The following is a 22,818-nucleotide window of genomic DNA, read 5'->3' on the forward strand; positions in this document are numbered from 1 at the left end:
CTGCCAGCGACATCGGCGTGCTTATCGCGACCAGCCCCGCGCTGCAAGGGCTGGCGCGTCGTAATTCAAATCGGCCATGTCGCCCATGGATACGGTTCATGACGCCTTCGGACGCACACTCCACGGCAAAACAACCAGCTGTTTCTTGATAAGCAGCCTTGCGGCACCACAACAACGATTAGCCACCTTTTGCCGGCCGCACACGGCCCCGAGGAATACACGATGGACGTCACCGCAACCCTGAGCCTGGGCGATCCACTGGAACCTGCACGCAAGGCCACCGCCGAGATGCTGCAGACCCGCGAGCGCACCTACTCGCTGCCCCAGCCTTTCTACACCGACGAGCGTCTGTTCCAGATCGACATGCAGGAGATCTTCCACAAGGAGTGGCTGATCGCCGGCATGACCTGCGAGATCCCGGCCAAGGGCAACTACATCACCCTGCAGATCGGCAAGAACCCGATCATCGTGGTGCGTGGCGCCGAAGGTAAGGTGCACGCCTTCCACAACGTCTGCCGCCACCGCGGTTCGCGCCTGTGCGTCAGCGACAAGGGCAAGGTGGCCAAGCTGGTCTGCCCGTACCACCAGTGGACCTACGAGCTGGACGGCCGCCTGCTGTTCGCCGGTACCGAAATGGGTGCCGACTTCGACATGAACCAGTATGGCCTGAAGCCTGTGAACGTGAAGGTCGCCGGCGGCTACATCTTCATCAGCCTGGCGGAAAACCCGCCTGCCATCGACGAGTTCCTGGCCACCCTGGACCACTACATGGAACCGTACGACATGGAAAACACCAAGGTGGCGGTGCAGACCACCTTGATGGAAAAGGCCAACTGGAAGCTGGTGCTGGAAAACAACCGCGAGTGCTACCACTGCAACGGTTCGCACCCGGAGCTGCTGCAAACCCTGCTGGAATGGGACGACACCAACGACCCACGCGCCAGCCAGGAATTCAAGGACCACGTGGCCGCCTCCGCCGCCGCCTGGGAAGCCGAGAAGATCCCGTACCTGCACAAGAGCCATGGCCTGCGTAACCGTATCGTGCGCATGCCACTGCTCAAGGGCACCGTGTCGATGACCATGGACGGCAAGCAGGCCTGCCAGAAGCTGATGGGTCGTATCCAGAACCCGGACCTGGGCTCGATGCGCATCCTGCACCTGCCACACTCCTGGAACCACTGCATGGGCGACCACATGATCGTGTTCACCGTGTGGCCGATCAGCGCCCAGGAAACCATGGTCACTACCAAGTGGCTGGTGCACAAGGATGCCGTGGAGGGTGTGGACTACAACCCCGAGAACATGCGCAAGGTGTGGGACGCCACCAACGACCAGGACCGTCGCCTGGCCGAGGAAAACCAGCGTGGTATCAACTCCACCGCTTACCAGCCTGGGCCATACTCGAAAACCTACGAGTTTGGCGTGGTCAACTTCATTGACTGGTACAGCCAGCGCTTGCTGAACAACCTGGGGGCGGAGCCGGCGGCGTACCTGAAGGAGGTTCAGGCGCAATAACTCGCCCCACCTCCTGGCGCGTTATCACACGTGCCAGGAGGCGTCAGGGCCTGCGCACATCACGCATTTCGGTTTCAGACCGAGTCGTGCCCCTCCCCCACTGTCGCCAAGCTTGATAAGCGCCCTGAGCCGTATGGGCGATTCTGTCTGCCAGCTCCCAGCTCTTGCGACCAACGAATCTCACCGCCTCGCCCGCCATCCTGAGGCCGGTCACCTCCACGAACGTACCAAATACGACGCTGCTCGACGGTATGCCTGGCTGCCCCATCAATGCCCAGGTCTCCCGCGCAGCATTAAAATTGGACGTAACGCCCCCCGCAATGTTACCTCCGGTATTGGCCAAGCCGAATTTAGTGCTGAGTGGTATCAATGAACCTTCTGCCCAACCGCTCTCGGCACTCGACAGCACGTTGGCTACAACTCCTGCTGCACCGGTTGCAGCAAACGCAGTGTTGCCAATGCGGCTCGACAGCGGCGGTTCGGCGTAGGTGGAGGGCAGGCCTCGAGAAGTGCGGTGCCGGTGTTGAAGCCGTAATGCCTCGTTTCTTGCAGTTCTCACAATCGCGCCGGTGGCGGTAACTGCACTTGACCCCGCCCCAAAGAAAGTCCGCCAACTCTGTCCGTCCAGATCGATCCTGTTGATTGGATCACCGCTGCAGTAGGCGTAGGTATTCAATCCACCTTCGTCGAACGGGCTGCATCTGTCAGCGCTCAAAAAACGCATAAGGACCGGGCTATAGGAGCGATGTCCGTTTCCGCACAAGTATTGACCTGTCAAAGAACTCCGAGGTAGGCCACAAAAACCCAGCACTGGTTCTAAGCCAGCTTGCAGGAAACCGTAGGGTGAATAGGCCTGCGGGTCGAAGGGAGACCGACCCAATACAGAATGCTGCTGATCAGTATTCAACAAGAATGTCGCCATGACTTATCCACAATTTTGCGCGCTTGCGGGCACGGTAACTATTAATCGTGTGTCTGTGTACTGACAAAAATATCAGTCAGGCACCTGGTCATTATTTGATCACATCGGCCAAAGCCGCATTTTTATTGGGCTACAGCGGACTTCGTACACCTTGTCCACAGAGACACCAACAGAGTTTGTGTGCAACTGTTGAATTTTCTGCAATCACCCTGTTGATAAGTGCCTTAAAGGCTTGATTTTCAGGCATCGCGTAGGATTCAGGCGGGATTGATCAATTTTTGAACAAATCTGTCAAAGCCTTTCACTACGCCGCTTACAGGAGATACCGAACAGATTATCCACAGACCGGCTAACAGCGATTGTGGGCAAAATCAGGAGGGCTGCCGCGCGTTGCATGCGAAGGCAGGGATAAGACTGATCGTTTTTTGATCAAAAGCTTGGGAGCCACGTGATACAAGGGCTACGGCCATGCGCCAACACTTTATCCACACCTTGGCGAACAGATTTGGTGGGCAAAAGCGCTCGATCGAGGCTGTGTATGGAATGTAGGAGCGGCCTTGTGTCGCGATGGGCCGCAGCGCGGCCCCAGGATCTCGACTATGAGTCAAGATTGCCGGGGCCTGCTGCGCAGCCCATCGCGACACAAGGCCGCTCCTACACCGGGACCGCGTGAGGCTCTAGCGCAGCACGCCCTCTTCCACCAGCAGCTTGAGGATGGCCTCGGCGCCTTCCTGTGGAGAAACGTCCTTCAACACCTTGCCACCGCCGCCACTGGCCTTGGCCGTCGCCGCCTTCATCCGGTCGGCACCGCTCTTGGCCTTGATCACCTTCAGCCGCTTGGGCCGTGGGCGGGCTGGCTGCAGTTCGGCTTCGGCCAGCAGTTCGTCCTCGACGATAGCCACGTTGCGTGCCGCCAGAACACCCCGACGCGCCGGCCCGAAAGCACTCTGGCGCGGCTTGGGCGCAGCGTTATCCACAGTCGCCAGCAACGGCAGGCGCACCTTCAGCCGACGCCGCTGACCGCGCGGCAGCGCCTGCAATACCTGGGCGGTGCCGTTGTCGATCGACTCCACTTCAGCCAACCCCACAATCAGCGGCCAACCGAGCTTTTCGGCCAGCAGGAACGGCAACATGCCCGACCCTTCGCCGGTCTCGGCCTGGCTACCGGTCAGCACCAGCTGTGCCCCGGCATCGCGCAGGTAATCCCCGAGCACGCCCAGCACGTCGGCACCAGCCGGCTGCTCCAGCACATCCAGATGGTCCAGACCCATCCCCAGGTAGGCGCGCAGCGCCTCTTCCCGTGGGTCGCCGGCATGCACCACCTGCAAGTTATCCCCAGCCAGCTGCAAACCCAGCTCCACGGCGCGCGCATCCTGCTCGGCGCGGCGAGCGCGGCCGGAGCTGGGGTGGGCACCGATGGAAACCAGGCTGATCACTTTCGTACTCATGCTCGTGCCCTTATGCCGCGTCGCGCTGGCCGACGCTGCGGTAGTTGTCCACAGCCTCGATCAGTGCCTGGAGAATCGCCGAACTGTCGCCAATTACCGACAGGTCGGCCCGTTTGATCATGTCGCAGCCCGGGTCCATGTTGATCGCCACCACCTTGTCGCAGGCGCCGATGCCCTGCAGGTGCTGGATCGCGCCCGAGATACCCACAGCCACGTAGACCCGCGCGGTAACCCAGGTACCGGTGGCACCTACCTGGCGGTTGCGCGGCATGAAACCGTCGTCCACCGCCACCCGCGAGGCGCCTTCGGTGGCGCCAAGGGCCGCGGTGGCCTTGTGATACAGGTCCCAGTCCTTGACCCCGTTGCCGCCCGAGACGATGAACTCGGCTTCGGCCATGGCAATGGTGGCCGGGTCCACGGCCACCGAGCCGAGGTCTTCGATGCGCGACAGGCTGCGCGCCACGCTTGTGGACAACTCCACGGGCAGCGCTTCGTGCCGGGTTTCGCTGACCGGCTCGGCGCACTCGGCCGCCGCCAGGATCAAGCGTGGTACGGCGCGCTGCAGGTCTTGCTGGCCGGCACCGGCACGGCCGATGCATTGGCCGTCCTTGACCTGCCATACCCGCGTCGCCGGGCGCTCACCCAGTGCCGCGCCCAGGCGCCGGCCCAGTTCGCCACCACCGGTGCGGCTGTCGGGCAGCAGCCAGTGGCGCGGGGTGAACTGGTTATCCACAGCCCGCAGACCTTGTACCAGTTGCTCCGGTGCATAACCTTCGAAAGCCTCGCCTTCGATGACCAGCAGGCGGTCGACCCCGGCTGTGGAAAAGTTGCTTTCCTTGTGCTCGCCAAACACCACTGCCAGCACCGCACCGTCGCTGCCGGCCAGGCTGTGGGCCAGGCCGAGCAGGTCGCGGTCGTGGCTGCTCAGGCGGCCACCGACCATGTCCGGCACAACGGCGATGTAGAACGCCGGCGCCGGCACCTGGTGCAGCGGCAGCTTGACCTCGGCCGCCGCCGTGCGTCGCCCGCCCACGGCGGTACCCTGCTGGGCGCCGCTGCGGTCGATGCGCTTGATGCCGGCCGGGCCGATGAAGCCTGCGGCAATCGCGTGGGGGTTCTTGCGGATGAGGCCGTTGGGCCCCATCCAGCTGGTCTGCTGCGTCTGCATCGCTGCATGCAGCGGGTGCAGACGGTTACGGGCGATCCACTCGGCGCGTGGGTCGCGGCGGATAATGTCGCTCATCAGTGCACCTCCGCAGGTTCACGTTTGGCCGTTTGCGGCTTTGGGGCAGAGGGCGCGTCCTCTTCGATCAGCACGTCGGCCACCAGTTCGGCCAGGTCCTTGATCTGCGGGCGCGGTTCGACCACACCTTCGAGCATGGCGGTGCACTGTGGGCAACCCACAGCTACCAGCTCGGCCTCGGTCTCGCGGATGTCGTCCATGCGCATGTCCGGGATACGCTGCTTGCCAGGGATGTCGGTGATCGGCGCACCGCCACCACCGCCGCAGCAACGGGAACGGAAGCCCGAGCGCTGCATCTCGCGCACTTCGATACCCAGGGCCTTGAGCACGGCACGCGGAGCTTCGTACTCGCCGTTGTAACGGCCCAGGTAGCACGGGTCGTGGTAGGTGACGCTGCCGCCCTTGTGCTGGCCGAGGTTGAGCTTGTTGGCCGCGATCAGTTCGGCGATGTAGGTGCTGTGATGCTGCACCTGATAGTCCCCGCCCAGGGCGCCGTACTCGTTCTTCAGCACATGGAAGCTGTGCGGATCGCAGGTGACGATGCGCTGGAACTTGTACTTGCCCAGGGTCTGGATATTGCGTTTGGCCAGTTGCTGGAAGGTCGCTTCATCGCCCAGACGGCGCGCCACGTCGCCGCTGTCGCGCTCTTCCAGGCCGAGCACGGCAAAGTCCACGCCCGACGCCTTGAGCACTTTGACGAACGAGCGCAGGGTGCGCTGGTTGCGCATGTCGAAGGCACCGTCACCGACCCAGAACAGCACCTCGGTGGTTTTCACCTCCGACAGCAGTTGCAGGTTGAGGTCGGCGGCCCAGTTCATGCGCCCGCCAGGGGCGAAGCCGCCCGGGTTGTCGGTAGCGATCAGGTTGTCCAGCACTTCGGCGCCCTTGTTCGGGGTGGCGCCTTTTTCCAGGGTGAGGTGACGGCGCATGTCGACGATGGCATCGACGTGCTCGATCATCATCGGGCATTCCTCGACGCAGGCACGGCAGGTGGTGCACGACCACAGCGTTTCGGCGTCGACCAGGCCATTGACGATCGGCTGGTGCAGGTGGCCGCCATGCTCACCGATCGGTTTGCCCGGGTATGGGCTGCCGGCGAACTGCGCGTCGGTGCCACCGGCCAGGCCGATGACCATGTCCTGGATGAGCTTTTTCGGGTTCAGCGGCTGGCCGGCGGCAAAGGCCGGGCACATGGCTTCGCATTTACCGCACTGCACGCAGGCATCGAAGCCCAGCAGCTGGTTCCAGGTGAAGTCCACCGGTTTTTCCACGCCCAGCGGCGCGTTCGGGTCTTCCAGGTCCAGCGGCTTGAGGCCGGTGGAACGGCCGCCGCCGAAGCGTTCGGCGCGGCGGTGCCAGGCCAGGTGCAGGGCACCGGCGAAGGCGTGTTTCATCGGGCCGCCCCAGGTCATGCCGAAGAACAGCTCCGACACGCCCCACAGCACGCCCAGGCCGAGAATGCCCACCATCACCCAGCCACCGGTGTTGGCCGGCAGGATGCCGGCGACCGGCAAGGTGGCGATGAAGAAGCTCACGGCAAACGCCAGCAGGCTCTTCGGCAGGCGCATCCACGGGCCCTTGGACAGGCGCGAAGGCGGGTTGAGGCGGCGCTTGAAGACGAAGATGGCGCCGCTGAACATGATCACCGTGGCCACCAGCAACGCGTAGCCGAGGATCTTGCTCTGCAGGCCGAAGCCGTGCACCAGGATCGCCAGCACGGCCGACAGCACGAAGCCGCCAGCGGTGGCCACGTGGGTCTTGGACATGTACTTGTCGCGCTCGACCACATGGTGCAGGTCGACCAGGTAGCGGCGCGGCATGGCCAGCAGGCCGCCGATCAGGTTGACCTTGGACGGCCGGCCACGCCGCCACATGCGCACCCGGCGCAGGGCGCCGAGCACTGCCAGGCCAAGGGCAGCGAACAGCAGGATAGGTAGAAGGGTGTTCAACATGGGAGGCTCCCACAACAGCTGGATTCTTGCGCCACTCTGAAGGTGGGATTGGCCCCTTGTGGGAGCGGGTTTACCCGCGAATGCGTCAGATCAGACAACTCTGTTGCTTGTGCTGACGCTTTCGCGGGTGAACCCGCTCCCACAGGGACCGCGCCCGGTGGCGACGATTTTTCTCGATCAGAAGTCCTTGCACAGCCGCAAGGCGTCGTAGATCGCCGCATGCACGTTGCGCTGGGCCACGCAGTCGCCGATGCGGTACAGCAGGTAGCCTTCGCCCGGCTGGCTGAGGATCGGCTGTGGCTTGATGGCGAACAGTGCCTCCACGTCGATCTGGCCTTTGTTGCGCGAACCTTCCTTCAGTGCGTAGTACAGCTGCTCGTCAGGACGCACGCCGTTCTCCACCACCACCTGGTCGACCACGCGCTCTTCCTTGGCACCGGTGTATTCGTTTTCCAGCACCGCCACCAGCTTGTCGCCTTCGCGGTAGACCTTTTCCAGCATCATGTCGCCGGTCATGATCACTTCTTTCGGGTACATGCTGCGGTAGTAGGTCGGGAAGGTAGTACCGCCCATGGCCACACCCGGCTTGATGTCGTCGGTGACGATCTCGACCTGGCTGCCCTTGTCGGCGATGAAGTCAGCCACCGACATGCCGGTGAACTCGCAGATGGTGTCGTACACCAGCACGTTCTTGCCCGGCGCAACCTTGCCGTCGAGCACGTCCCAGCTGCTGACCACCAGCCCTTCGGCGGCGCCCCAGTGCTCGTTCTGCTCCAGGAAGGAATGCCCACCCACCGCCAGCACGATGATGTCCGGGCGCAGGTCCTGGATGGCAGCCACGTCGGCGGCGGTGCCCAGGCGCAGGTCGACCTTCAGGCGCGCCAGCTCCAGCTGGTACCAGCGGGTGATACCGGCGATCTGGTCGCGCTGCGGGGCCTTGGCGGCGATGGTGATCTGCCCGCCGATCTGCTCCTTCTTCTCGAACAGGGTCACATCGTGGCCACGTTCGGCAGCCACGCGGGCCGCTTCCATGCCGGCCGGGCCGGCGCCAACCACCACCACCTTGCGCTTGGCGCCGGTGGTCTTCTCGATGATGTGCGGCACGCCCATGTATTCACGGGAGGTCGCGGCGTTCTGGATGCACAGTACATCCAGGCCCTGGTACTGGCGGTCGATGCAGTAGTTGGCACCGACGCACTGCTTGATCTGATCGATCTGGCCCATCTTGATCTTGGCGATCAGGTGCGGGTCAGCCATGTGCGCACGGGTCATGCCGACCATGTCCACGTAGCCGCCTTCGAGGATACGCGTGGCCTGGTTCGGGTCCTTGATGTTCTGCGCGTGCAGCACCGGGACCTTGACCACTTCCTTGATGCCGGCCGCCAGGTGCAGGAACGGCTCCGGCGGGTAGCTCATGTTCGGGATTACGTTGGCCAGGGTGTTGTGGGTGTCGCAACCCGAACCGACCACGCCGATGAAGTCGAGCATGCCAGTGGCGTCGTAGTAGGCAGCGATCTGCTTCATGTCCTCGTGGCTGAGGCCATCGGGGTGGAACTCGTCGCCACAGATACGCATGCCCACGCAGAAGTCGTCACCGACCTCGGCGCGCACAGCCTTCAGTACTTCGAGGCCGAACTTCATGCGGCCTTCGAAGGTACCGCCCCATTCGTCGGTACGCTTGTTGACCCGCGGGCTCCAGAACTGGTCGATCATGTGCTGGTGCACGGCCGACAGTTCCACGCCGTCCAGGCCACCTTCCTTGGCGCGGCGGGCAGCTTGCGCGTAGTTGCCGATCACGCGCCAGATCTCTTCCACCTCGATGGTCTTGCAGGTGGCGCGGTGCACGGGTTCACGGATACCCGACGGCGACATCAGGGTCGGCCAGTTGAAGCCGTCCCAGCGCGAGCGACGGCCCATGTGGGTAATCTGGATCATGATCTTGGCGCCATGCTTGTGCATGGCGTCGGCCAGGTTCTGGAAGTGCGGGATGATGCGGTCGGTCGACAGGTTGACCGACGCCCACCACTCCTGCGGGCTGTCGATGGCTACCACCGACGAGCCGCCGCAGATCGCCAGGCCGATACCGCCCTTGGCCTTTTCTTCGTAGTACTTCACGTAGCGGTCGGTCGTCATGCCGCCGTCAGTGGCGTAGACCTCGGCGTGCGCGGTGCTGAGCACACGGTTGCGGATGGTCAGTTTGCCGATCTGGATCGGCTGGAACATTGCTTCGAATGCCATGACGCTATCTCCGGCTTACAACGGCTTTGTAACGAACAGGCCATCTTCGTGGCCTTCTTCCGACCCGCCATAGACCTGTTCGGCCACGGTGCGGATCGAGCTGCCGCGGGCAGCGAGAATCTGGTCCATGGCACCGGCGAACCAGCCGGTGAACATGTAGTCGACCTTGCGGCCGCACTTGCCATAGACGTACACGAACGCGGAGTGCTTGAGCTTGACGCTGCAGGTGCCCTTGTCGAGGTCGATGTCCTGGATTTCGAACAGGCCCCAGCCGCGCTGGCTCAGGCGCTTCATGTAGTGCTCGAACACCGCCACGCCTTCCAGGCCATGGCACTCGGCTTCTTTTTCACACCAGTGCCAGGCGGACTTGTAGCCGGCCTTGTAGAGGATCTCGGCGTACTTGTCGGCGCCAAGGACTTCCTCGATGCCCATGTGGTTGTTGACGAAGAAATGGCGCGGCACATACAGCATCGGCAAGGCGTCGCTGGTCCAGACACCGGTCTCGCTGTCTACTTCGATTGGCAATTGCGGGGCGATCTTGGCCATGGAAACTCAACTCCATAAAATTTTTTATTGGGATGCCCCGGCGTTGCTGGCAGGGGCTTTCAGGCTTGGAGAGCGGCTTACTCGCCCCACACGTCCTTGAGGACGTTGACCCAGTTCTCACCCATGATCTTGCGCACCACGCGCTCGGAGTGGCCGCGCTTGAGCAAGGTTTCGGTGAGGTTGGGGAATTCGCCCACAGTGCGGATGCCCAGCGGGTTGATGATCTTGCCGAAGTTGGTCAGGCGACGGGCGTAGCCCTTGTCGTGGGTCAGGTACTCGAAGAAGTCCTGGCCGTGGCCCTGGGTGAAGTCGGTACCGATACCGATGGCGTCCTCACCGACGATGTTCATGGTGTACTCGATGGCTTCGGCGTAATCGTCGATGGTCGAGTCGATGCCCTTGGCCAGGAACGGCGCGAACATGGTCACACCGACGAAACCGCCGTGGTCGGCGATGAACTTCAGCTCTTCGTCCGACTTGTTGCGCGGGTGTTCCTTCAGGCCCGAAGGCAGGCAGTGCGAGTAGCAGACCGGCTTTTTCGATTCGAGGATGACTTCTTCGGAGGTCTTGGAGCCGACGTGGGACAGGTCGCACATGATGCCGACGCGGTTCATTTCGGCAACGATCTCGCGGCCGAAGCCCGACAGGCCACCATCACGCTCGTAGCAGCCGGTGCCGACCAGGTTCTGGGTGTTGTAGCACATCTGCACGATGCCCACGCCCAGCTGCTTGAACACGTCGACGTAGGCGATCTGGTCTTCGAAGGCGTGGGCGTTCTGGAAGCCGAAGAGGATGCCGGTCTTGCCCAGCTCCTTGGCCTTGCGGATGTCGGCGGTGGTGCGTACCGGCATCACCAGGTCGCTGTTATCGCGGATCAGCTTCTGGCTGGCGGCGATGTTGTCGACGGTAGCCTTGAAGCCTTCCCAGACCGACACCGTGCAGTTGGCCGCAGTCAGCCCGCCTTTGCGCATGTCCTCGAACAGCTCGCGGTTCCATTTGGCAATGATCAGGCCGTCGATGACGATGCTGTCGGCGTGAAGTTCGGCTGGGCTCATCAGGCTGTCCCCTTTTATTGAATGGGTTTGCGCCAAACCTTATTGCCGGCGCTTTGGGGCCAGCATATGCCTGTGCCCAAAGGCGCCCCGATGCAAAAACGACAGGGGGTTTGCCGAAAGCGTCAATGCGCGACATCGCGCCCTCTGGCGCGCCGTCTGGCGATGAGAGACAGTCTCGATAACGACATTTCCGGCCGTTTCATGAACATTTCTTCAGGGAGCTATCGTCTTGTCGGCGGCTGAGCGAGAATCCAGCCGATTCGTCAGCCTTGTTGAGGAGAAAACGGATGAAATCAATGGCATGGCTGGTATTGCTGGCTGTCGTATCGGGCGCCCAGGCCGGCGAGGAAGAAAGCACCCCGTGCGACAACGTCGAGACCGACCAGCAGACATTCGCTTGCGCGGCGTTCAACAAGCAGACGGCCGAGCGTGAACTGAAGTCGGCGTATGACGACCTGATACAGCGCATTCGCGACCAGTACGCCGACGAAGGCGACAAGGCAGATGCGCTGGCCGGGCGCATGGAGGCGGCCGAAAAACTGTGGACGCAACTGCGCGATGCCGACTGCAAGGTCGAAACCTACGCCGAGAAGCCGGGCAGCAAGGCGTTCGAAGCGGCGTGGAACACTTGCGTGGCACAGCGCAGCGATGACCGCTCTGAGTACCTGCAGTCCATCGGCCAGCAGTAAGGGAGTTCCTCGGCAGGAAAGGCTTTCGGCTTATCTGTCTTGACGATCCGAACCAAAGTGCGTCCCCGGCGCCTCACCCGAGGTGCCGATGATGAACTCGATCGGAAACCAAGACATGACCTCCACTATCAGCAAGACCGACATGAACAGCGCCATTGCCGCCCTGAAGAAAGAAGGCGAAGAACGCGCCGTCATGGTAGCCAACACCGTCTGCATCTTTGCCCCGGATGTACCCGCCAGCGTTGCCGAAGACGTGCTCGATGGCATGCGCCTGATGAACCTGTCGGCGAACAAGAAGTTCGACAAGGAAACCCAGCAGCGCGAGTGGTACAACTTCTACAACGACGGCCTGGGCAAGTTCGGCTGGACGCTGACCGGCGCCGCCCATGTCGAAGAAGCAATCGACAAGGACACCCACACGCTGGCCACCCTGGTGCCTCAGATCGTCACCGTCCAGATCGGCGCCAGCCACCGCCTGAGCCGCTGCGTAAAACGCTCCTTCGAAGTGATCGTGCAAACGCCGAAGGCACAGCAACTGCTCGAAGAAAGCAGCGTGAGCGTTTCGGGCAAATCCAGCACCATTCAGATTTCGGCCTGCGAAATGACACCTCAAGGCCTGCCGATCATGCACATGACCAGCGTTCAGCTGAGCTATGACAAGGCTGAAAAAACCGCAGGTTCCGCTGGCCGCATCATCGACAAGTCCAACACCCGCGTATACCGGGCCTCGCAGCAGGGCTCGTTCAGTGTTCGCCACTTCGACGCCATGCGCGAAGCCGTCAGGATGAAGCTGGCCAGCCAGGCGTTCGATATCCTGGCACTGGACATCTGACCTGCACCTGGCGCCGCCCAGCGGCGCCAGGTTCCCCTTCCTACGCCTGCAGCGAGGGCCAGAAGCATGCCCACCAAACCTGCCAACCAACCCTGGGAAGACCTTCATGCCTGCCTGCGCCTGGCGCAACTGGAGGCCAACCAGGTTCACGATCGCCAACAGGATGGCCAGCGCTGGTTCAACCGTTTTCTGCAGGGCCTGGAAAACAGCGGTGTCGAGCTGATCGAACGGACAACGAAAAGCATCAACTGCGTACCCACGGATGCTGTGTTTCAAGACGTCTTCAACGGCTGGATTCCAGCGCCCCAGCGTCGCAACCTCAAGTTCGAGCGGGTAGCCAACGACATACTTAATGGCTTGAAACAGCCAGACCTCGCCCTGCTGCGCAGCACCTCGGCCAGCTCGCACCTGCGCATCGAATTTGACCTGGATGACAGCGGCAGCCCGCTGGCGATCGTCTTCAACCTGTGCTGTTCGACCGACCCGGACGCCCCACGTACACGCCTTGCCCTGCAACTGGACCACATGGGCGCGAAACTCGACGCCCGGGCTTTCGAAGCACGGCGAGTACAGGTCGAAAACCGCCTCCAGGCGCTTTCCGACCTCGATCAGTTCTGATCCGGCAGCTGTGGCTTGAGCGCCTGACGTTCTTCACGCGGACAGCGCCCAAAGCGTCTTTTGTACCGGCGGGTGAAGTACGACGGCAGCTCGAAACCACATGCAACGCTGACCTGCGTGATGCTCATCTGCGTCTGACACAGCAGCTGACGTGCCTTGTCCAGACGCAGGTCAAGATAGAAGCCACTGGGCGTATCATTCAGGTACAAACGAAACAAGCGCTCCAGCTGACGCCTGGTGATCATGGCACGGGCGGCCAGCTCCAATGTGCTCAACGGTGGCTCGGTATGCTTTTCCATCTCGCCGATCACCTGCACCAGCTTGCGGTTGCTGATGCCATAGCGAGAGGCGATCTGCATCCGCTGATGATCCTGCCGCGGCCGAATACGGCCCAACACGAATTGCTCCGAAACCTGCACCGCCAGCTCGCTGCCATGGGATTGTGCAATCAGGTCGAGCATCAGGTCGATCGAGGCAGTGCCGCCCGCACAGGTGATGCGCCGTCGGTCGATTTCGAACAGTTCCTGTGTGGCCTGCAGGCTCGGGTAATTCTCCTTGAACGCCTCCAGCGCCTCCCAGTGCACGGTGGCGCGGTGGCCGTCGAGCAGGCCGGCCTCGGCCAGTACCACCGCGCCGGTATCGATGCCACCCAGAACCACCCCCTCATGATCCAGGCGGCGTAGCGCCTGCTGCAGCGCCGGCCCGTAACAGGCCAATGGCTCGAAACCGGCGACGATCAGCAGGATGCCACCAGGTTCGCCCGCCCCCAGCGCCGCATCGGCGTTCACCGACATGCCATTGCTGGCCTGCACCGCCCCGCCGTCCAGGCTCAACACCTGCCAGCGATACAGCGGGCCCTTGAAACGATTGGCCACCCGCAGTGGCTCCAGGGCACTGATGAAACCCATGGCCGAGAACCCGGGCAACAACAGGAAGTGAATGATTTGCGGCATTGCATGCTCCACGGCAAAGGTGGTCGCCTCCGTGCAAATGTTGGTCGCCAGGGTGCGATTTTCCACCCTGACAGCAGCGTAGCTTCTTCATACGACCCAGAGAGGTCGAACCCCAATAACAATATGCACTGCCGATGGAGAGCCACCATGCACAGCTTGATCCGCCGCAGCCTGTTGACCCTTGCCCTGAGCAGCATCGCCACTTCCCCACTATTCGCCGCCGAGCCTGCGGCCTGCAAGAACGTCCGTCTGGGCGTGGTCAACTGGACCGACGTCATCGCCACCAGCGCCATGGCCCAGGTGCTGCTCGATGGCCTTGGCTACCAGACCAAACAGACCAGCGCCTCGCAGCAGATCATCTTCGCCGGCATCCGCGACAAACGCCTGGACATGTTCCTGGGTTACTGGAACCCGATCATGACCCAGACCATCACCCCGTTCGTCGACGCCAAGCAGGTCAAGGTGCTCGACAAACCCAGCCTGGAAGACGCCCGCGCCACCCTGGCAGTGCCCAAGTACCTGGCCGACAAGGGCCTGAAGACCTTCGCCGACATCCACAAGTTCGAAAAGGAACTGGGCGGGAAAATCTACGGCATCGAACCGGGTTCCGGCGCCAACACCCAGATCAAGGCGATGATCGCCAAGAACCAGTTTGGCCTGGGCAAGTTCCAGCTGGTCGAGTCCAGCGAGGCCGGCATGCTCGCCGCCGTCGACCGCGCGGTGCGGCGCAACGAGGCCGTGGTGTTCTTTGGCTGGGCACCGCACCCGATGAACGTGAATATCGACATGGTCTACCTGAGCGACAGCCAGGACGCCCTGGGCCCTGACGAAGGCCGCGCGACAGTGTGGACGGTGACCGCGCCGGACTACGCCGAACGCTGCCCCAATGCCCACCGCCTGCTGGCCAACCTGAACTTCAGCGCCGAGGACGAGAGCCGCATGATGCAGCCGCTGCTCGACCACAAGGATGCACTGGAGTCGGCCCGCCAGTGGCTCAAGGACCACCCCGAGGACAAGGCCCGCTGGCTCGAGGGTGTGACCACCTTCGATGGCAAGCCGGCTGCCGACAACCTCAACCTCACTGCCAACTGATCCGGCCCATTCGCGGGTAAACCCGCTCCCACAAGTCATGCACATGCCAGGGGCAACATCGTCCCCTGTGGGAGCGGGTTTACCCGCGAAAAGGCCACCAGACACCACAAGGAACCCCGCCATGAACCACGACGTCATCATCACCTGCGCCCTCACCGGAGCCGGCGACACCGCCTCGAAAAGCCACCTTGTTCCAGTCACCCCCAAGCAGATCGCCGAGTCTGCCGTAGAGGCCGCCAAAGCCGGCGCCACCGTGGTCCACTGCCACGTGCGCGACCCGCAAACCGGCCGCTTCAGCCGTGACGTGGCGCTGTATCGCGAAGTCATGGAGCGCATCCGTGAAGCCGACGTGGACATCATCGTCAACCTTACCGCGGGCATGGGTGGCGACCTGGAAATCGGCCCGGGTGAAACACCACTCGAATTCGGCCCGGGCACCGACCTGATCGGCCCACTGGAGCGCCTGGCCCACGTCGAAGCGCTGCTGCCGGAAATCTGCACCCTCGACTGCGGCACCCTCAACTTCGGCGACGGCAACTCGATCTACGTCTCCACCCCGGCACAACTGCGCGCCGGCGCCAAGCGCATTACCGAGCTGGGGGTAAAAGCCGAGCTGGAAATCTTCGACACCGGCCACCTGTGGTTCGCCAAGCAGATGATGAAGGAAGGCCTGCTCGACGACCCACTGTTCCAGCTGTGCCTGGGGATCCCGTGGGGCGCGCCGGCCGATACCACCACCATGAAGGCGATGGTCGACAACCTGCCGGCCAACGTCACCTGGGCCGGGTTCGGCATCGGCCGCATGCAGATGCCGATGGCCGCCCAGGCCGTGCTACTGGGCGGCAACGTGCGGGTGGGCCTGGAGGACAACCTGTACCTGGACCGTGGCGTGCTGGCCAGCAACGGCCAGTTGGTCGAGCGCGCGGTGGAAATCATTTCGCGCCTTGGCGCCCGTGTGCTGACCCCGGCCGAAGGCCGGGAAAAGATGAACCTCAAACGCCGCTGACACTTTCAGGAGCCCAACATGACCTTCATCACCAAGATCAAGACCTTCGCCGCCCTGGGTAGTGGCGTGATCGGCAGCGGCTGGGTCGCGCGCGCCCTGGCCCACGGGCTGGATGTGGTCGCCTGGGACCCGGCGCCAGGCGCCGAGCAGGCGTTGCGCAAGCGCATCGCCAACGCTTGGCCGGCACTGGAAAAGCAAGGCCTGACCCCAGGCGCTTCACAAGACCGCCTGAAGTTCGTCGCCACCATCGAGGAATGCGTCCGCGATGCCGATTTCATCCAGGAAAGCGCCCCTGAACGCCTGGACCTGAAACTCGACCTGCACGCAAAGATCAGCGCTGCCGCCAAACCCGACGCGATCATCGGTTCAAGCACCTCGGGCCTGCTGCCCAGCGAGTTCTACGAGTCGGCCACCCACCCCGAGCGCTGCGTGGTCGGCCATCCGTTCAACCCGGTGTACCTGCTGCCGCTGGTGGAAATCGTCGGTGGCAAGCGCACCACCCCCGAGGCCATCGAAGCTGCCAGGACCATCTACACCGCCCTGGGCATGCGCCCGCTGCATGTACGCAAGGAAGTGCCCGGGTTCATCGCCGACCGCCTGCTCGAAGCCCTGTGGCGCGAGGCCCTGCACCTGGTCAACGACGGCGTGGCCAGCACCGGCGAAATCGACGATGCCATCCGCTTCGGCGCCGGCCTGCGCTGGTCGTTCATGGGCACGTTCCTCACCTACACCCTGGCCGGTGGTGACGCAGGCATGCGTCACTTCATGGCCCAGTTCGGCCCGGCGCTGCAGCTACCGTGGACTTACCTGCCGGCACCAGAGCTGACCGACAAGCTGATCGACGATGTAGTCGAAGGCACCTCCGAGCAATTGGGTGATCGCAGCATCGCCGCGCTGGAGCGCTATCGTGATGACACCCTGTTGGCAGTGCTGGAAGCGGTGAAGACCAGCAAGGCCAAGCACGGTATGGCTTTCGGCGACTGAGGAGACCGCGATGCCGGCACTGATCACCTACCGCACTCCAGTCCAGGAGGACTGGGTCGACTACAACGGGCACCTGCGCGATGCCTTCTACCTGCTGATCTTCAGCTACGCCACCGACGCGCTGATGGAGCGCATCGGCCTGGATGCCGACAGTCGCGGCCAGAGCGGTACCTCGCTGTTCACCCTAGAGGCGCACATCAACTACCTGCACGAAGTGAAGCTGGGCACCGAGGTATGGGTGCAGACGCAGATCATCGGCTTCGACCGCAAGCGCCTGCATGTCTACCACAGCCTGCACCGGGCAGGGTTCGACGAAGCGCTGGCGGCCAGTGAGCAGATGCTGCTGCATGTGGACCTGGCGGGGCCGAAGTCGGCGCCGTTCAGTGAGCGTAGTGTCGGGTTGCTGCAAGGGTTGGTGGATGAGCAGCAGGATGTGCCCTCGGCTGAGTTCGTCGGCCGTGTGATGGGTTTGAACACCCGATCCTGAACAAAACTGCGTACCCTGTGGGAGCGGGTTCACCCGCGAATGCGATGGTGAAGCTACCGACGCATTCGCGGGTGAACCCGCTCCCACAGAGGGCATGCATGCCTGCAAGTATTGAGCAAGCAAGACAGTGTGCCAACAGCGGCGGCGGTGTTGCTCCGGGCAAAAAAATAACCCCGGAAAGCCGTGAGCATCCGGGGCCAAGAGCGAGCAACATCCACTGTGCACGAACGAGGGTGACCAAACCCTCCGTTGCGGTAGATGGCTTGAGTTTGCGCACTTCCCGGCAGGTGGATTTAGCCGGGAACGACCTGTTCTTAGCCAAAGCAGCCATGGCGCCATTCTGTTGTTGCGGGCATGTCGCCGGCGTCACAGAATCGGTCGTAAATCACAGCAGCACTCTCTTAGCGATAAAAGGGACAACAGCCATGATGCATGCGGATTTGATTGACCAGGACGATCTGGCAGGCCACCTGCGCGCGCGCGGGTTCGAGATTCCGGCCGGCGCTACTGCCGAGCAGGCGTGCGAAGCGGTGGTGCGTGGGCTGACCGAGCCCAATGCACGGGCGCTGAAGGGGATGGTGGAGCAGATGTATACCGGTAGTGCGACGATCCTGCCGGCGGTGCGCCAGGCCATCGACAAACAGCTGTTGCCAGCGTTGGCGCAGTTCAACAAGCGCGGCTGACAGAGTTTTCCTGCACCGGCCTCTTCGCGGGCTTGCCCGCTCCCATAGGGATTGCACAGATTTCAAACACTGTGCACCTCCTGTGGGAGCGGGCAAGCCCGCGAAGAGGCCGGCTCCGTTTCAGAGCCTTACACTGGCAAAGGTCGACTCGTTGCGCGCCTGGCTCAGGGCCGCCATCGGCCCGCTGTGCGGCGACAGGGTCATGGCCTGAGGGATCGGCATCATCGCCACCTGCTGTGCGGTGTTGGAGCCCACGCGCTCGTCACGCGGCGGAATGCCGAAGTATTCGCGGTAGCACTTGGAGAAGTGCGGGGTAGACACGAAGCCGCACACCGACGCCACTTCGATGATCGACATCGGCGTCTGCTTCAGCAGCTGCCGGGCGCGGATCAGGCGCAGCTTCAGGTAGTAACGCGACGGCGAACAGTGCAGGTACTTCTGGAACAGGCGCTCGAGCTGCCGACGCGATACCGACACGTATACCGCCAGTTCATCCAGGTCGATCGGCTCTTCGAGGTTGGCCTCCATCAGCGCGACGATTTCCTGCAGCTTCGGCTGGTTGGTGCCAAGCATGTGCTTGAGCGGCACGCGCTGGTGATCCTGCTCGTTGCGGATGCGCTCGTAGACGAACATTTCGGAAATCGCAGCCGACAGTTCACGGCCGTGGTCGCGGCTGATCAGGTGCAGCATCATGTCCAGCGGCGCAGTGCCGCCGGAGCTGGTGAAGCGGTTACGGTCGAGGGTGAACAGGCGGGTGCTCATGTTGACCCGCGGGTAGGCCTCCTGCATGGCCGCCAGGCATTCCCAGTGCACGCTGCAATCGAAACCATCCAGCAGCCCGGCACAGGCCAAGGCCCAGCTACCGGTACATACCGCGCCCAGACGGCGCGACTGACGGGCCTGGGTTTGCAACCAGGTGACATGTTCGCGGGTAACGCTGCGCTGGATGCCCACGCCGCCACAGACAATCACGGTATCGATGGGGGGCGCACTGTGCATGGCGGCGTCAGGGGTTATCTGCAAGCCATCGCTGGCCCACACCTGTCCACCATCGGCGGTGAGGGTGTGCCAGCGGTACAGCTCGCGGCCGGACAGCTGGTTGGCCATGCGCAGCGGCTCGACGGCCGATGCCAGGGAAATGAGGGTGAAATTGTCCAGTAGGAGAAACCCGATGGACTGGGGGGCTGTGCGGTTCTGGGTTGGGTTCCCGGAGGTGTACGACGTCATCGCGATTTCTCCTCACACAAATGCAGGGTGTGCCTCAGGCGAGCACTGATTCTTGTTATGTATGGCCCCGGTTCATGTGCAGGGGCCTTGGTGCCAATCTCAACGCAAACGCCGTGCCTGAAATTGAACGGCTATCCAAAAAAACCTGAAAACGACGCCTTTGTCAGGCAAATCAGGTGCTTTGATCGAGTTGGCCAATCTTCGTGGAACTGGCGTGCTAGGCGCTGTGCGTGTAACGGCTGAGCAATTTGGTGACATGCGCAGTGTAGGATGCCCAGAAACGACACTCATGAGTGTCACCGACAACGCCCACACTGATAACGACACCCGACGATCGGTATGCGTCGTACTGCACCATAAAGGGGCATTGGCTTCCGTAATGCACCTGTTTCAATCTCAAGAGCCCCTTCGCGGGCACGCCCGCTCCCACAGGGACTGCACAGTTCCTGTGGGAGCGGGCGTGCCCGCGAAGAGGCCCTTGAGGTCAGATCAAGCTATCAGCACTCGATCGCGCTGACTGCCAAACCACCGCGCGAGGTCTCTTTGTACTTGTCGTGCATGTCGGCCCCGGTATCGCGCATGGTGCGGATCACCTGGTCGAGGGAAATGAAGTGCTCGCCATCACCACGCAGGGCCATCTGCACCGCGTTGATGGCCTTTACCGCGGCAATCGCGTTGCGCTCGATGCACGGCACCTGCACCAACCCGCCGACCGGGTCGCAGGTCAGGCCCAGGTTGTGCTCCAGGGCGATCTCGGCAGCGTTCTCCACCTGTGGCGGGGTCGCACCCAGCACTTCGGCAAGGCCCGCCGCGGCCATGGCGCAAGCCGAACCGACTTCACCCTGACAACCCACTTCGGCACCGGAGATCGACGCGTTCTTCTTGCACAGGATGCCCACCGCGGCAGCACCGAGGAAGAAATCGACCACGCTGGACTCGTCCACCGCATCGCTGAAGCGCATGTAGTAGTGCAACACCGCCGGGATGATGCCCGCCGCACCGTTGGTCGGCGCGGTAACCATGCGCCCGCCGGCGGCGTTTTCTTCGTTGACCGCCAGGGCGAACAGGTTGACCCACTCCATGGCGCTCATGGTCGAGCCGATCACGTTGGGCTTGCCGATTTCCTGCAGGCTGCGGTGCAGCTTGGCGGCGCGGCGGCGCACGTTCAACCCGCCGGGCAGCGTGCCTTCGTACTTGAGGCCGTTGTTGACGCATTCCTGCATGGCTTCCCAGAGCTTGTGCAGGCCGGCGCGGATCTCTTCCTCGCTGCGCCAGACCTTCTCGTTGGCCATCATCAATTGCGACACGCTGAGGTCGTTTTGCTTGCACAGGCGCAGCAGTTCGGCGGCGCTGTTGAAGTCGTACGGCAGCACCGTCTGGTCGGCATCCAGCACGCCGCTGGCGGCCTGGGCGGCATCGACCACGAAGCCGCCACCCACCGAGTAGTAGGTGTCGCGGTGCAGCTCGCCCTGCTCGCCTTCGGCAATCAGGGTCATCGCGTTGGGGTGGTACGGCAGGTTCTCGTCCAGCAGCAGCATGTCGCGGGCCCAGACGAATTCGATGGGCAGGCGGCTGTCCAGCTGCAGGGTGTTGGTTTCGCGCAGGTCGGCGATACGCGGTGCGATCTGGGTCGGGTCGATGGCGTCAGGCCATTCACCCATCAGGCCCATGATGGTGGCATTGTCGGTGCCATGCCCCACACCCGTGGCCGACAGCGAGCCATACAGGCGCACTTCGATCCGCTTCACACGTTCCAGCTCGCCGCGTTCGCGCAGGCCCTGGACGAACAGGGCGCCAGCACGCATGGGGCCGACGGTGTGGGAGCTGGAGGGCCCGACACCGATCTTGAACAGGTCGAACACGCTGATGGCCATTGTCGAATCACCTCTTGCTGGGCTTGTCTCTGCGCGCCATGCGCAGGGCGGGGCAGCTGCTAGGCTGAAGCAGCGGGCCGCCTTGAATGCACGCATCATCGGGCTTTTACCAACCCCCTCGCCGTCTGCAACCGACGTACTTTTGTCCAGCAGCGCCGCGCTGTTTTTTACCGGGGAGCTGCCCTCGCCACGCCGCTTTCCGGCGGCCTGGTGACGTAAAAATGCGGCTGAGGGGGTGGAAAAATCCATAAGCGACATCGCCCATACTGGATACGACCCGTTCCGTACTGGTTACGACCCCACCAGTAGGCGATTGCCCAGCGCTGGAGGATTATCGAAAGCGACTCGTAAAGCACGGCCACGCATCCTGCCCTCTGCAGGCCTGGTCGACCGGACCCTGAGAAAGCCCGGCGACCCACGCGAACCCGAAGACAAAATCACAGGAGTCCATCCATGAAAGGTTCACCCTCGCTGTTGCTGGTTGCGTTGCTGTCCGCGCCTTTGCTGGCCCAGGCCGCCGAACCCGAGCAATGTCAGACGGTACGGTTCTCGGATGTCGGCTGGACCGACATCACGGTAACCACCGCGACCACCAGCGTTGTGCTCGAAGCACTGGGTTACAAGACCCACACCACCATGATCTCGGTACCGGTGACCTACAAGTCGCTGGCCACCGGCAAGGACCTGGACGTGTTTCTCGGCAACTGGATGCCGACCATGGAGAACGACATCAAGCAGTACCGCGACGCCGGTACTGTAGAAACAGTGCGCGCCAACCTGGAAAACGCCAAGTACACCCTGGCCGTGCCCCAGGCGCTGTATGACAAGGGCCTGAAGGATTTCAGCGACATTCCCAAGTTCAAGAAAGAACTCGACAGCAAGATCTACGGCATCGAGCCCGGCAACGATGGCAACCGCACAATCCAGAGCATGATCGACAAGAACGCCTTCGGCCTGAAGGACGCCGGCTTCAAGATCGTCCAGTCCAGCGAGGCCGGCATGCTGTCGCAGGTCGACCGCGCGCAGAAACGCGGCGATGCGCTGGTGTTCCTCGGCTGGGAACCGCACCCGATGAACACCCGCTTCAAGATGCAGTACCTGACCGGCGGGGACGAGTTCTTCGGCCCCGACTTCGGCAAGGCGACCGTATTGACCAACACCCGCAAGGGCTATGTGCAGGAATGCAGCAACGTTGGCCAGCTGTTGAAGAACCTGTCGTTCGAGCTCAAGGATGAAAGCACCATGATGGGCTATGTCCTGGACGACAAGATGAAACCCGAGGCGGCGGCCAAGAAGTGGCTCAAGGACAACCCTGGCAAACTGGATGCCTGGCTGGCCGGCGTAACCACCGTGGACGGCAAACCCGGCCTTGAGGCGGCCAAGGCCAAGCTGACGCAGTAACGAAATACGCAATAGCGCTACCTCGGGGCAGGCCCGTGCCTGCCCCGGGTTGA

Annotated in this window: 20 protein-coding genes; 10 read left to right on the top strand and 10 right to left on the bottom strand. The window is 62.7% G+C overall.

Annotated elements, in window-relative coordinates; genetic code table 11:
• Window positions 1–222 precede the first annotated feature (222 nt).
• Window positions 223–1,515 carry a glycine-betaine demethylase subunit GbcA gene (gene gbcA / locus CAG46_RS18885; RefSeq protein ID WP_013970512.1) on the top strand — a complete coding sequence of 431 codons (1,293 nt, stop codon included), beginning with the start codon at window positions 223–225 and terminating at the stop codon, window positions 1,513–1,515.
• 43 nt (window positions 1,516–1,558) lie between these two features.
• Here the strand turns inward: gbcA and CAG46_RS18890 are convergent, their stop codons facing one another.
• The 7 genes from CAG46_RS18890 to CAG46_RS18920 form a co-directional block, all read right to left on the bottom strand.
• Window positions 1,559–2,437 (bottom strand): RHS repeat-associated core domain-containing protein, encoded by an 879-nt coding sequence (locus CAG46_RS18890; protein WP_085618413.1) that lies wholly within the window; start codon window positions 2,435–2,437, stop codon window positions 1,559–1,561.
• 677 nt (window positions 2,438–3,114) lie between these two features.
• Window positions 3,115–3,885: an electron transfer flavoprotein subunit beta gene (locus tag CAG46_RS18895; RefSeq protein WP_003257512.1), complete on the bottom strand. Its 771-nt coding sequence runs from the start codon at window positions 3,883–3,885 to the stop codon at window positions 3,115–3,117.
• Window positions 3,886–3,895: 10 nt separating this feature from the next.
• Window positions 3,896–5,128 (bottom strand): electron transfer flavoprotein subunit alpha/FixB family protein, encoded by a 1,233-nt coding sequence (locus tag CAG46_RS18900; RefSeq protein WP_085618411.1) that lies wholly within the window; start codon window positions 5,126–5,128, stop codon window positions 3,896–3,898.
• Window positions 5,128–7,080 (bottom strand): dimethylglycine demethylation protein DgcB, encoded by a 1,953-nt coding sequence (dgcB, locus tag CAG46_RS18905; protein ID WP_085618409.1) that lies wholly within the window; start codon window positions 7,078–7,080, stop codon window positions 5,128–5,130. Before dgcB ends, CAG46_RS18900 begins: the two co-directional genes overlap by 1 nt.
• A 177-nt stretch (window positions 7,081–7,257) precedes the next feature.
• On the bottom strand, window positions 7,258–9,318 hold the full coding sequence (gene dgcA, locus CAG46_RS18910; RefSeq protein ID WP_025337383.1) for a dimethylglycine demethylation protein DgcA: 2,061 nt from the start codon (window positions 9,316–9,318) through the stop codon (window positions 7,258–7,260).
• Window positions 9,319–9,333: 15 nt separating this feature from the next.
• Complete coding sequence (locus tag CAG46_RS18915) at window positions 9,334–9,864, bottom strand: DUF5943 domain-containing protein (protein ID WP_013970507.1); 531 nt, start codon at window positions 9,862–9,864, stop codon at window positions 9,334–9,336.
• A gap of 77 nt (window positions 9,865–9,941) precedes the next feature.
• Window positions 9,942–10,919: a dipeptidase gene (locus CAG46_RS18920; RefSeq protein WP_003257506.1), complete on the bottom strand. Its 978-nt coding sequence runs from the start codon at window positions 10,917–10,919 to the stop codon at window positions 9,942–9,944.
• A 287-nt stretch (window positions 10,920–11,206) separates the two neighbouring features.
• On the opposite strand from CAG46_RS18920, the gene CAG46_RS18925 reads away from it, so the two are divergent.
• The 3 genes from CAG46_RS18925 to CAG46_RS18935 all read left to right on the top strand — a co-directional run bounded on the left by CAG46_RS18925 (window position 11,207) and on the right by CAG46_RS18935 (window position 13,058).
• Window positions 11,207–11,608, top strand: coding sequence for a lysozyme inhibitor LprI family protein (locus CAG46_RS18925; RefSeq protein WP_003257504.1), 402 nt, complete (start codon window positions 11,207–11,209; stop codon window positions 11,606–11,608).
• A gap of 115 nt (window positions 11,609–11,723) precedes the next feature.
• Window positions 11,724–12,440 (top strand): hypothetical protein, encoded by a 717-nt coding sequence (locus CAG46_RS18930; protein ID WP_080958440.1) that lies wholly within the window; start codon window positions 11,724–11,726, stop codon window positions 12,438–12,440.
• A gap of 66 nt (window positions 12,441–12,506) precedes the next feature.
• On the top strand, window positions 12,507–13,058 hold the full coding sequence (locus CAG46_RS18935) for a hypothetical protein (RefSeq protein WP_075044353.1): 552 nt from the start codon (window positions 12,507–12,509) through the stop codon (window positions 13,056–13,058).
• On the opposite strand, the gene CAG46_RS18940 is transcribed toward CAG46_RS18935, so the two are convergent.
• Window positions 13,049–14,011, bottom strand: coding sequence for a GlxA family transcriptional regulator (locus CAG46_RS18940; RefSeq protein ID WP_085618407.1), 963 nt, complete (start codon window positions 14,009–14,011; stop codon window positions 13,049–13,051). The genes CAG46_RS18935 and CAG46_RS18940 overlap by 10 nt on opposite strands.
• A 147-nt stretch (window positions 14,012–14,158) precedes the next feature.
• On the opposite strand from CAG46_RS18940, the gene choX (CAG46_RS18945) reads away from it, so the two are divergent.
• The 5 genes from choX (CAG46_RS18945) to CAG46_RS18965 all read left to right on the top strand — a co-directional run bounded on the left by choX (CAG46_RS18945) (window position 14,159) and on the right by CAG46_RS18965 (window position 18,263).
• On the top strand, window positions 14,159–15,103 hold the full coding sequence (gene choX / locus CAG46_RS18945) for a choline ABC transporter substrate-binding protein (RefSeq protein ID WP_085618405.1): 945 nt from the start codon (window positions 14,159–14,161) through the stop codon (window positions 15,101–15,103).
• 121 nt (window positions 15,104–15,224) lie between these two features.
• Window positions 15,225–16,109 (top strand): 3-keto-5-aminohexanoate cleavage protein, encoded by an 885-nt coding sequence (locus tag CAG46_RS18950; protein ID WP_046614490.1) that lies wholly within the window; start codon window positions 15,225–15,227, stop codon window positions 16,107–16,109.
• A gap of 18 nt (window positions 16,110–16,127) precedes the next feature.
• Window positions 16,128–17,093, top strand: a complete 966-nt coding sequence (locus CAG46_RS18955; RefSeq protein WP_085618403.1) for an L-carnitine dehydrogenase — start codon at window positions 16,128–16,130, stop codon at window positions 17,091–17,093.
• A 10-nt stretch (window positions 17,094–17,103) separates the two neighbouring features.
• Complete coding sequence (locus CAG46_RS18960; protein ID WP_085618401.1) at window positions 17,104–17,580, top strand: thioesterase family protein; 477 nt, start codon at window positions 17,104–17,106, stop codon at window positions 17,578–17,580.
• A 425-nt stretch (window positions 17,581–18,005) separates the two neighbouring features.
• Window positions 18,006–18,263: a hypothetical protein gene (locus CAG46_RS18965; RefSeq protein WP_003257487.1), complete on the top strand. Its 258-nt coding sequence runs from the start codon at window positions 18,006–18,008 to the stop codon at window positions 18,261–18,263.
• Between the two features lie 120 nt (window positions 18,264–18,383).
• Here the strand turns inward: CAG46_RS18965 and CAG46_RS18970 are convergent, their stop codons facing one another.
• Window positions 18,384–19,490, bottom strand: coding sequence for a GlxA family transcriptional regulator (locus CAG46_RS18970; RefSeq protein WP_025337376.1), 1,107 nt, complete (start codon window positions 19,488–19,490; stop codon window positions 18,384–18,386).
• Between the two features lie 497 nt (window positions 19,491–19,987).
• Window positions 19,988–21,364 carry an L-serine ammonia-lyase gene (locus CAG46_RS18975; protein ID WP_025337375.1) on the bottom strand — a complete coding sequence of 459 codons (1,377 nt, stop codon included), beginning with the start codon at window positions 21,362–21,364 and terminating at the stop codon, window positions 19,988–19,990.
• Window positions 21,365–21,817: 453 nt separating this feature from the next.
• On the opposite strand from CAG46_RS18975, the gene choX (CAG46_RS18980) reads away from it, so the two are divergent.
• A complete protein-coding gene (choX, locus tag CAG46_RS18980; protein WP_085591296.1) occupies window positions 21,818–22,765 on the top strand; it encodes a choline ABC transporter substrate-binding protein in 948 nt (315 codons plus the stop codon).
• Window positions 22,766–22,818: the final 53 nt, after the last annotated feature.

Source organism: Pseudomonas sp. B23(2017) (assembly GCF_002113725.1).
GTDB classification, from domain to species: Bacteria; Pseudomonadota; Gammaproteobacteria; order Pseudomonadales; family Pseudomonadaceae; genus Aquipseudomonas; species Aquipseudomonas putida_Z.